The organism is Halomonas sp. Bachu 37 (assembly GCF_039691755.1).
Classification (GTDB): domain Bacteria; phylum Pseudomonadota; class Gammaproteobacteria; order Pseudomonadales; family Halomonadaceae; genus Vreelandella; species Vreelandella kashgarensis.
Window position 1 is genome coordinate 170,010 of record NZ_CP137552.1, and the last position, 12,261, is coordinate 182,270.

Sequence of the window (12,261 nt, forward strand, 5' to 3'; positions counted from 1 at the left end):
CCACCGTGGATAACACAAAGCCCGCTGAGGGCGGGCTTTGTGGCTTGCTTGTCGTGCTCTTGCCTGGCGTGTTGTTTACACAAGCTGCTCGGTGAAGACGCTCTCCTGAACTCCCATGGCTCCCAGGGCGTAGCCGACCGCCACTGAGTTTTCCTCAGGCGCTATGTCGAGAGACGGTTGGGAGAAGCTGGTGAAGGATTGGAAGGCATTCTGCTGCGGCTGGATCATCAACGATTGCAGGTCCATCGACCCGCCATTGAAGGTCAGGCGCACCACCTGCTCACCTTCCTGCAAGTCGAGAGTCACCTCGCTGCTTTGCACGTAGTTGCCCCAGGCACCGCTATTGGTAATGCTGACCGGCGCGGACTCCTCGTAGAAGACGCCGTCCTGCTCGGCCGCCACGGTGATGCTGCGACCATTGTGAGGCGTCGAGGCAATAAAGGAGAAGGTGTGCGCCCCCGCCTCGGCGACATCGACGGTGTACTCCACCCATTCGCCATCCTCGATCCAGCCGATTGCCTCACCGTCACCGAGAATATCCACGCCTTCGCCGCGCACGTCGGGATTACCCAGCTGCACTTCGCTGCCATCGCTGTAGGCGATTCCCGCACCGCCCTGGTCGTAGTCGACGGCGTCGATCAGCAGCCCTGCGTCGTCGATCAGCCAGGGCGCGCCGTTCTCGGTGAAGGGTTGCTGAGGATTTTCCACCACCTCCTCGCGTGCCAGCGAGAGCGACTGAAGATCCATCGAGCCACCATTGAAGGTCAGCCGAACGACCTGTTCGCCTGCCTGCAGGTCGAGCGCCAGCGCCTGCGTCTGCACATAGTTGCCCCAGGCGCCGGAGTTGGGTACCGGCAGCGGTGAGGATTGCTCGTAGAAGGTCCCGTTTTGCTCGACCGACGCGGTGATGCTGCGCCCGTTATGCGGCGTCGAGGTCACGAACGAAAGCCCGTAGGTACCGGCCTGCTCGACATTGATGGTGTACTCCACCCATTCACCGTCTTCGATCCAGCCGATGGCGTCGCCATCGCCGACGATATCCACCCCTTCGCCGCGGTAGTTGCTGCCCTTCTGGCTTTCGCTGCCGTCATTGTATGCCACCCCGGGGCCACCGGCATCGTAGTGGGCCGCTTCGAGCGTCAAGCCGTCATCGCCTACCAGCCAGGGTGTTTTGCTGGCGTTGAACGGTGTCTGGCCGTCATCGTCGTCCGGCGCTTCGCCCACGTTCAGGGTGAAGCCGCTTTCGACACTGGCGCTGCCGTCCGAGGCGGTGACCAGGATATCGAAGCTGCCCGCTGCGGTCGGTGTGCCCGAGATGACGCCCGCTGCCGAAATCGCAAGCCCCGCGGGCAAGCCGCTGGCGGTGTAGCTCAGGCTGTCACCATCGGCATCGCTGAAGGCATCCGTGGGGATCGTGTAGCTGAAGGACTCATCTTGGGTCGCTTCAAGGTCCACAAGCCCACTGCCCACCACCGGTGCCGTGTTGCTGGGCGCCACGGGGGACAGGGTGAAAGAGGCCAGATCCTGGGAGCCGCCGTTGAAGGTCAGGCGCACCACCTGCTCGCCGGCCTGGAGATCTACCTGGACGCTTTCGGTCTGTTCGAAGTTGGTCCAGCTACCGCTGTAGTCGACCGCTACCGCCGCGGCGGTCTCGTAGACGCTGTCGCCCTGGGCGAACGACGCGGTAATCGAGCGAGAGGAACCGTTAGTGGAGCCCATTGACGACAGGAACGACAGCTCGTAACTGCCCGCCTGAGCGACATTGATGGTGTACTCGACCCACTCGCCGTTTACCACCCAGCCGATGGCGGTGCCGTTGCCGACGATATCCACGCCTTCGCCGCGGTAGTTGCTGCCTTCCTGGTTCTCGCTGCTGTCGACGTAGGCCACCCCCGGGCCGCCGGCGTCGTAGTGGGCGGCCACGAGTGTCAGGCCGTCATCGTCCACCAACCAGGGGGTTTCATCGGCGTTGTAGGGCGTCTGCACAACCGGCTCATCCGGCACGTCGGGCATGTCGCCGTCCAAGAAGTTGGGCACGCCGTCACCGTCGTCGTCATCATAGAGATCGACGCGGCCGTTGCCGTCGGCATCTTCTACCCCGGTGGGGTCGTAGGGCTTAACGTTCTCGACCAGGAAGATGTTGTCGTTGTAGTCGTAATTCACCCCCGCGTAGTCCTGGATCACGACATAGGTGTGGGGAATGACATTACCGGCGCCATCCTTGGCTACGTAGACGCGAATCAGGTGGCCGTCGTTCTCATCCCAGTTGAGGTTGGTTCCGGGGCTGCCGATCTCGTCAACGGTATCCTCATAGAGGTTGGCGTCGGGGTCGGACCAGGAAATATAGCCCTGGCGCCCGGTGATGTCGGCAAAGAAGCCGAAGGGGTCGTCACGATCGAGGGTAGCCATGGCCAGCTGGTCGCCGCTATCGAGCGCCCGGGGCAGCAGCGTCTGACCGTCCTGCTCGTCATGGGCGATCACCTCGTCGATATCGCGACTGTCGACATCATGAATGTACAGCCGCGCCACATCGCCCTGGGTGTGATACGCCGCCAGCTGGGTGATCTTGATCGGGGAGCCACCGTCGGCACGCTGGAAGTACGGCGACAGGATCTCGTCACCGTTGGCCTCCACCAGGCCGCCCTTGTTCATTTCACTCTCGGCGACATTGGTCGAGAAACCGAAGGCGTCGATGATTTCCTGAACCAACGGCTCCCTGCCTTTTTCCGATTCTCCCTGGGCAAGGCCCGCCAGCTGGATGACCTTCTGCCCTTGATTGGCGTCATTGGAATTGATGAGCAACGATGTCTCGTACAGCGTTGCATCGTCGAAATCCTCGGCGATAAAGCGAACCGTCACGTTCAGGGTGCCGCCCGGAGGGATGATGAGGTTTTCTGTCGCTCCCACGATTTCGAACAGCGTCGGGTCGGCGATCTCCAGGCTGCTTATCTCCAGATTAGCGAAGCCGTCGTTGGTGATGGTGAAGGTGGATTCGTCGTGGAACACCTGACTGTCGCTGGCCGGGTCTTCAATCCGACTCATCACCAGGCGCTCGTTCGACGGAACCCCATCCAGGTTGGTGATCGATATCTCGCCGCCGGAGACTGGTGATATCCCTTCGATGACAAACATGTTGTCGTTGTAGTCGTAGTTGATGCCGGTGTAATCCATGATGCCCAGGTAGGTATTGGGAATCACGTTGCCGCTGGCATCCAGCGCCTGGAACATGCGCACCGTGTAGCCGCGCTCGATACCCGCGGCATCCTCCGGCACCGTGCCGCCGCCCGTTGGGTTGAGCGAAGGATCGGTGGAGAGGTTGGCGACCTCAATGCCGAAGATATCGTTACCGATCCAGCCGTCAGGGATCTGGTCGCGGGTAAATGTCGCGGTGGCGAACTGGCCGTTGGACTTGATCGGCAGCAGCGACTGGTTGTTGTCGCTGGCATGGTTGGAGAGGGTAATATCCTGGCCCTTGTTGCCGGGATTATGAATGCCCAGTGTGGCACCGCCGCTGCCATGGTAGGCCGCCAGCTGCGTGATCTTGGCCGACTCGAAACCCTCGGCGATCTTCCAGTAGCGAGACATCACCTCGTCATCGTTGATCGGTCGATAGAGATCGAAGTCGTTGAGTACCGAGTTCTCGCCGCCCCGCCGGGTGGACAAGCCGTCGATCACGTTACCGAAGCCGAATACCTCCCAGACCTCGTTGACGTTGGGTTCCCAGCCGCCTTCGTCGCGGGCCTGCCAGAAACCGGCCAGGTGAACTTCGGCCACGGGCGTATCGGCGTCGTTGGTCACCAGACGCAGCTTGCCCTCGAAAACACCGTCGCCGGCATCGTTGGTGGGCGGGATATAGGCTGGTCGATCAAACAGCACTTCCACTGCGATCGATTCGCCCGCCGCCAGGGTCAGACCGTTGAAGATACCCGGGTCGGCAAGGATGAACGGGCCGTCGAGATCGACGTCGATGAAGGTCAGCTCATTGGTACCGGTATTGCTGATGGTGACCGTGGCGTCCTCCTTGTAGTCACGGTTCGGGCTGGAGGCGCTGTTGTTCTCCAGATAGCTGAAGTGCAGGCGGTCCGAGAAGTAGGCCGCATCGTTGCTCTGAATGGCGATATCCGCATCCGGGTCGCCCGGGGCCGAAGACACATCCAGATAGTCGATCTCGTTGGCGCCGTCCGCCGTAGAAATGACACGCAGGTTGTAGGACACCCCCGCTTGCAGTTCGACATAAGCGGACTGCTCACCGGCATCGCCCACCCCGGGGAAGGCCATCTTGTCGATCTGCTGGCCGTTGAGCAACAGGGTCAGCTGCCCGCCATTGGGAGAGCCGCTGTTGGCCGCCAGGTCGAGCTTATAGGCGCCGTCTTCGTTGACCGTGAAGTAGAAGTCGGCGGTGCGTTCGTTGACAGCCCGAGCGCTATCGCCGCTTTCCAGCTCGATGCGGCCACTGCCGTCGATATCGGCATAGCTGGGCTCGAAGGAATCGAGCGGGGTATCCGAGACGCGCAGCAAGTCGATGTTGGGGCCGTTGGCATCCGGTGCGGTTACGGTAATGGTATTGCTGCCTGCCCCCAGCGTTACCGAGGTGCTCTGGAAGAACCAGTTATCTTCGGCGGCGTTGCTTTGGCCGGGGAAGTTAAGGATTCCAAAGGCGATGCCGTTGATCGCAACGGCCATCGGTCGGTCGGCCTTGGTGGCCGCCAGGGCATAGCGGAAGCCGACCTCGTAGGTGCCCGCTTCCGCCACCTCGACCGTCCAGGTGATGCTCTGGTCACTATTGCCGGTGAAATCGACGAAGCCCTCGCCGGAGGCGTTGTGGTCATCTTGATCGGCGCTGATGACCACCGGGCCGTCGAGCTGGGCGTCTTCGGCCTCGTAGTCGATATAGCCCGGTGTGGCGTCTGCCGGCTCCTGCAGAATCTCCAGCTGGTCGATATTGGGACCGGTATTGGCGACGGACTGGAAGCGCACCGTGTTGAGCCCTGATACCAGCTCGGCAGGGATATCCAGCGTCAGCCACTCGTTCCAGGCATCGTCGCCGGTAACGCTCGTTGGCGGACTGAAAGCGAAGGTGCCCACGCTGACGTTATTGACGAATACCTCCAGCGGCCGGTCGGAGGTCGCACCGTTGGCGTAGCGAACCCGCAATACCGACTCGCCGGCATCGGCCCCCGAAAGCTCGAAATTGAAGGTCAGGAAGTCGGCGTTGGTGCTGCCGAAATCGGCATACCCCCCCAGTACGCCATCATCGTCATTGTTGTTGCCATCCAGGCCATAAGCTCCGGGCCGAACGCCGGTAGGCTGGTTGGCTTCAGGGTTATCGGTGGTACGGATCTGGATCTCTGCGCCATTGACTTGGGCAATCGAGACGCTGGTACCGTCGTCGGGAGTATTGTCCTCGGCCTGGATAATCAGCAGCGAAGCCAGACCGTCGCTGGGCTCTTGAGGATCGACCGGATCGGGTAATTCGCCGCCGGGTGCCGGATCCAGGCGCACTATCTGGCTCTGGCCGTTGTTGCGGTTCAGCGTCAGCAGGTAAAGTTGGCCGGTGGCCGGGTTCTCGATGATGTCCAGCGGGTCGATATAGGTGATGACGTTGCCGTTGACATCCCGCAGTACTTCGTCGCCGGTGATGTTGCCGTTGGCGTCGAAGGTAATGGAGCGAATGTCGTCGCCGCCGGAATACTCGGTGAATAGCACGCTGCCCTGGAGGTTGCCGCCGAATACGCCACTGGTGTACTCGGTCACGCCGTTGGGAGAGCGGTTTTCACCCAGGGAGTAGACGCCGTCCATGTCATAGTTGGGGTCGGGCTGCTGACCGACAGGGTACTTGTTCACCTGGTGGGGATCGCTGCCCGAGGTCGGGTTGCCGCCATTGAGAATGAACTCGTCGCGCAGCGGGTTGGGGTGGCCGTAATAACCGCCTTTCTCGACCGTGAACAGGTAGTCGTCCTGTTTTTCGACGTTGCTCTGGTACTCGTTTTCCGGCGTCGAGGGGTCGTCCGGTACGTTGCCGCCGGCCGCCGAGCCGTTGGTCGGTATGTAGAGCTTGCCATCGGAGTGCCACACCAGGTCGTAGGCATTGCGGATGCCGGTGGCGAAAATCTTGACCACGGCGTCTTCCGCGAAGGGGTCGTAGTAACTCTCGATCGTATCGCCGTTGGAATTCTCCACCGTCGCGGTACCGTTGGGCGCGAACACCAGGAAGCGGTCGTTGCCCATGGCGATCGGATCGGCCTTGAAATCGACGCCGTCATCGTCGGTGTAACGGCGGTTTAAGCCGTCTTCGGGCAGGGGCTCGGTCGTGACGTCAAAGCCGCCTGCCGGTGCGTCACGCGTCGGATCGATTTCCATGACGGCGGCATTGAGCAGACGCTCGGGGCGGTTACCCCAGGCGCTGTCCGGTGCCCCCATCGCCGTATTGGACCCCTGGATCAGGTACAGTAGATGCGTCGGCACGTCCGGATTGGTCGCGGCGTCGTACGCCGGATTGGCCCGGAATTCGAGGCTGTTGGTGACATGGTCGCCGTTGGAGCGCGGCAAGCCGGTGATATAGGGCTCGGCCGTTGCGCTGAACTCCTCGCCCGCATCCAAGGTAATCTTCAGGATGCGACCGCTGAAGTCCGGTACGCCATTGTCACGCCCGGTAAGCGGGATCGGATAGTTGTCGGTCACCCACAGGACGTTGGGGTCGGTGGGGTCGAACGTCAGGCCAATGATGCCGCGCGTTCCCGCCGAATCACCCTGGAAGATGTCCAGCGACAGAACCTGCTCGTTGGACAGCGCTCCGGTCTGGGGGTCGATATCGTAACGCTTGATTTGCCCCATCATGTTCGTGATGTACATCTTGCTGCCGTCAGGCGAAATTTCCAGCGAGGTGAACTGGAAGGCGTTGTCCTCGGCACCGTTCAATTCGACCGTATGGCTGAAGGCCACTTCCCGAGGCACGACTTCCTGTGCTTCGCCGGTAACGAAGGTGTTGGTGAATTTCTGGAACATCCGGGTCGGTGCATCGGGATTGTCGTTTTCGCCACGATCCTGGAAGCCGTCGATCACCAGGGTATAGCTGGTATGCTCCTTGAGCATGCTGTTAGGCGAGATAGTCAGGGAATCGAAGCCACCGGTGGTGTTGACGTTGAGGCTCACTTCTTCGCCGCTGACGGTCTCGAACAGCCTTACGGACCCATCATCAAGGCTTTCGAGCAGGGCGCCGCCACGACCGTCGACCACGGAAATGCCCACGAAGATGTCCGAACCGGGATCGACATTCACCGGTACGCTGCCATCTTCCGGGTCGAGTTCGACCCGGCTCACGCTGGCGCCGACACCGGCAATGGCCCTGGGGTCATTGAAGAACGCATAGTCCTCAGGCGCTTTCCGATCGTCATCAGGGCTCAGGTCGGGCAGCGACTGGATCTCGATGTACTGGATTTCGGTATTGTCACCCAGCCCGATCGAGTCGAGTGTCAAGCGGCCATCGGTGACATGCACCACCCGGGTCACCAGGTCTGAACGGAAGCCGTCGGTATCGTCGCCGGGGTTGTTGTCCTCCGGGAAGTCGTCCGGGCGGAAGGGGGTAAACGGATCGTTGAACAGCTCACCCTCGGCATTGATGGCATTGACGCTGTCGTAGGGGCCGGAGGTGTTGCCGATGGCGATGGTCACCTCGTAGAAGCCGTCGTCCAGCTCCATTTCCCAGCCTGCGCGCACGTAATTGGCGGCGGGCTGGTCAAAGTGGGCATAGGTGCCCTGGCGCGGGTCGAGTCCGGCGATGTCGTCGGTGCGGTCGTTGACCGCCACGCTGGTGAGGTCGGCAATGGCCAGAGGGATGGTGCCGTTGTCGGTGCCATCGGCAATCGAAGCTTCGGTGACCCAGCCGTACTGGTAGCTCTTGCCGCCAATCTCGACCGACCGGTCGCCGAATGCCAGGCCGGTATCCGCCACATAGCCATCCGGCGTGGCGAATCCCTCGGGCTCGAAGTTGATCTTGACCGAGAAACGCTCGCCCGGCTCGACGAACGGCGGCTCTTCGGGTTCTTCGACAATGCCACGGCTGACACTCAGGCTATCGATGTTGGGTCCGGCGTTGCCGGCGTTCTCCAGGCGAATCGTGTTGCTGCCTGCCTCGAGTTCGACCTCGATGGTCGCCTTGCCCCAGCTCAGCCAGCCCTCGTTGCCCACGCCGGTGATCGGGAACGCCATTTCCCCCTGGGACTCGCCGCCGACGATGATATTCATCGGCCGGCCGGCGCCGCTGCCATCACCGTTGGCATAACGCACCGCCAGGGTATAGGTGCCGGCTTCCTCGACTTCCACGTCAAAGAAGGCCGCATCACCGGCTTCGTTACCCATATCGAGATAACCACTGCCGGTGTAGCCGTCCCATAGCCCACCGGGGCCGGCAGCTTCGTTGGTTTCCGGGTTGCTGGCGTCGCGAATCACGGTATCGGGGGTCGGCTCGTCGTCATCGATGGCCAGCGCCTCGCCTTGGATCTCGAACAGGAACGGCTCTTCTACAGGCATTTTGTCGATGCTAAGAGTGGTGGAAGCGTTCGCCTGGTTGCCGGCGGTATCGGTGACGTAGACGATGGCCGTGACCGCACCAGTGAACGCACTGAGATCCGCCGTGAAGTTTCCGTTTGCCTCCGGCGTGATGGGCGTACGTGTCGCGCCGCCATCGAAGCTGACCTCGACGGTCTGGATATCGTCGTCGATACCCGTGACGGTGAAGCCCGCTGTGGCGGCCTCCTCGGGGTCGAGAGTGGCATCAGCGGCCATCAGGGCCAGATTGCCATCCTCGTCGGCGGAGGTGTCTTCTTCGATCGGCCCGCTATCCGTCTCGGTGATTTCGATGCGGTCGATGTTGGGGCCGGTATTGGCGCCTTCGGGAATCGCCAATGACAGCATATTACTGCCGGCCGCAAGCTCGACCGTGACGGTCTCGAATGCCCAGTGGTCGAAGCCTGCTTCCGGGCCGGAGCCGTCCGGGTCGGTAGTGGTAAATGGCAGCTGGGTGACGCTGCCATTGACGCTCAGATCCAAGGGGCGATCGGTGTTGGTGGCGTAGCGGATACTGAGATCGTAGGTGCCGGCCACAGCGACAGTGACATCGAACGTCACCGCATCGCCGGCGGTATCGCCGAAATCGACGTAACCGGTACCCGAATAATCCGGACGAAGGCCACTGAAGCTATTACCTGCCTCGGGATTGTCCGCATCGCGGACGGTGGTGACGGTGGCATTGCTGCCATTGTCGAGTATGGTCAGTTCGCCGTCTTCCGCCTGAAGCACGATGGCAACGGGGTCCGGCTCGGGCTCCGGTTCAACGCCGCTGGTAGGCACGAATTCGATATAGTCGAAGCGCGCATATTCCAAAGCCTCCGAGTTGGCACTGAGCGACAGGGTCGCGTTGTCACCGACCACGACATCCTCGAAGGTCATGGTGCGCAGGTTCTGCGCCTGGGTGCCGTTGCCGCTGTCGGCGTCATCGTCGAAGGTCCAGCTACCACTGAAGCTCTCGCCCTCGGCGTTGCCGATGCTCAGCCGGGCGGTGCTCTCGCCGTCGTTCTCGTCGAAGTAACCGACCACCACGGTATAGGTACCGGCGGCTACCTTGCCGTCGAGGTTGTAGCCGGCCGTGCCTTCGCTGTTGCCGGGCAGGCGAATGCCCTGACCGCCGTCCGCAACGGTAATATTCTCGACGGTGAAAGTGCTGGCGCTGTCAAAGTCCTCCGCCTGCAGGCGAATCGATTCGACGGGCTCCACTGGTGCTTCGTCGTCTTCGCTTACGCTACCGGTGGCGGTCGCCGCTTCCGGATCGATGACGAAGTCATCACCTTGCGCGTCGGTCAGGGTCACGCTGACCGTCTCGGTGCCGTTGTCCTCGTCGTCGTTGGGTACCGCAACCGTCAGGATGGCCACACCGTCGGTGAAGCTCACCGTGCGCGTCTCGGCGACGCCGTCGATGGTCAGTTCGAGGGTGATATCCCCGCTGAAATCATCCGAGGCGGAGAGGCCGAAGCTCAGGTTGGTCACGCCGTCATCGCCGCTTTCGACCATGTCCGACGTGTTGGCAATGGCCACAACTGTGGCGGGCTGCGGCTCGACCGGATCGTCCGCGTCGATGGGTTCGAACTCGATGTAATCGATACGCGCATATTCCAGTGCCGTCGAGTTGGCACTGAGCGACAGGGTCGCACTGTCACCGACCACGACATTCTCGAAGGTCATGGTGCGCAGGTTCTGCGCCTGGGTGCCGTTGCCGCTGTCGGCGTCGTCATCGAAGGTCCAGCTACCGCTGAAGCTCTCGCCCTCGGCATTGGCGATGCTCAGCTGGGCGGTGCTTTCGCCGTCGTTTTCATCAAAGTAAGCCACCGTCACGCGGTAGGTGCCGGCCGCCACCTTGTCGGCCAGTGCATAGCTGGCGGTGCCTTCGGTGCTCGCCGGCAGGCGCAGGCTCTGGCCGCCGTCCGCCGCCGAGACGTTCTCGACGGTGAATGCCGTGGCCGCGTCGAAGTCTTCCGCCTGCAGGCGGATGGGGTCGACCGGAACGGGGGGAGGAGTTGTTTCGTCATCGACGTCTCCGACGGCAATCACGAATGTCTCGGTAACACTCGCACCCGCCGGGTCAGTGGCGGTGACTTCGACACTGACTTGCGTTTCCGTTTCGAAGTCGAGGCTGGTTTCGCTTTTCAGACGCAATAGCCCGTTGGCATCCACCTCGAAGCGCTCATCGCTGACGGTGAAACTATGGGAGTCGCCATCTTTGTCTTCCACGGTGAGGTGGCCGATGGCGGCACCTTCCTGGTTCTCCAGCACGCCGTCGTTGTCCAGCTGAATAGCCGTTGGCGTCGTGGGCTCTGCCGCCACCAATGCCATTTCGATTTTATCGATATTGGGTCCATTGGCACGCCCGCCCAGCCTGAGCAGGTTCTCGCCGGCGGCTAGCGTGAATTCGATTGTCTCCGTGGTCCATCCTTCCCACTCCGACGCTGCGGGATTCCCGGAGCGGTTGGTCCCCACCTTCACCTCACTGGGCAGGTCGGAAAGATCATCAGGCATGTAACCGGGCGATGTCGTGGTCGAGAACGCGAAGGTGCCAAGGGCGGTCGTTTCACCGCCTGCGACCAGTGAGAGGTCCAATGGCCTGTCGCTGCTAGAGGCGTAAGTGACGGTCATGGAATAGGTGCCGGCGGTTGGCGCCTGATAGGTAAATTCGCCGTAGGCCTCGGCATTGCCGTATGCCCAATCCAGATAACTGGACTCCTCGGCGCCGACCCGGAAGGTATCGTCGAGATCGACGATATTGGCGCTGGTGATCGGGCGGTTGGTGTCGTTGCCCTGGGGAGTCAAAACCGCTGCCGGTGACAAGATCAGATCTTCACCCTGAATGACCTGGCTGCCTGGGGCGGGCTTTCGAATCTCGAGGTAGTCCACATTGGGGCCACTGGCGCCATTCGAGGTGAAGCTGATGGTGTTTGACCCCGCCTGCAGCGAAACGGTGACGGTGCGCTCGGCGAAAGTGGTGAAGTCGCTCGAATCATCGTTACCTTCGGCACTGGTGCTGCGCAGATCGAACATGCGATCGACAAGCTGGTCGTTGACGTCCAGACGCAGAGGGCGGTTACGTTCACCCGCGTCATTGTCGCGACTCAGGGCATAGCTCAGTGCCAGTTCATACTCGCCAGCCTCGGGCATATCGACACTGAAAGTCAGCGTTTCACCGCTTGGAGCGCCAAAGTCGGCGTAAGCGTTGCCGTCGGCATTGATACCGTTTGGGTCGCCTTCGACGGCGGTAATCCCACCCTCGAGAGTGGCGAAGTTGCCATCGCCATCGGCGTTTTCGATGTCTTCCGCCTGGATACGGATAGGCTCGAACTCAGAGGGGGGCGAGGTGGTTTCGGTAAGCTCGAAATCCACGGTGTCGCTTGCATCCTCAATGACGTTGCCTTTGCTATCGAGAGCATTGATGAGCAGTTGGACACTTCCACTGGCGAAATCGGGAAGGTCATTGAATATGAAGGGGGGCGAGGACTTGGCTAGCGTCTGGGTCTGACCGTTACCGTAGGCGATGACCAGTTCGATTTCCTCGGTCTGCTGCAAAGGGTCAAGGGGGCCGGTGATCTTGGGAATGATGCGTATGGCGCTGTCGCTTACTTCGTCCAGCGTAATCGTCTGTAAATTATTCAGGCCGCGCTGAAATTCTTGGCTGGTTGCATTGATCCAGGAAATCGAAAACATTTGGACACCCCAATG

Annotated in this window: 1 protein-coding gene; it reads right to left on the reverse strand. The window is 61.4% G+C overall.

Annotated features, from left to right (window positions below):
* Window positions 1–75 precede the first annotated feature (75 nt).
* The gene (locus tag R5M92_RS00770; protein ID WP_346797114.1) at window positions 76–12,246 is read right to left on the reverse strand and encodes a carbohydrate-binding protein; all 12,171 of its coding nucleotides are present in this window, start codon (window positions 12,244–12,246) and stop codon (window positions 76–78) included.
* Between the last annotated feature and the right edge of the window lie 15 nt (window positions 12,247–12,261).

Coding starts and splice junctions, on each gene's coding strand:
- R5M92_RS00770 (WP_346797114.1), bottom strand. CDS start 12,246: ATGTTTTCGATTTCCTGGATCAATGCAACCAGCCAAGAATTTCAGCGC.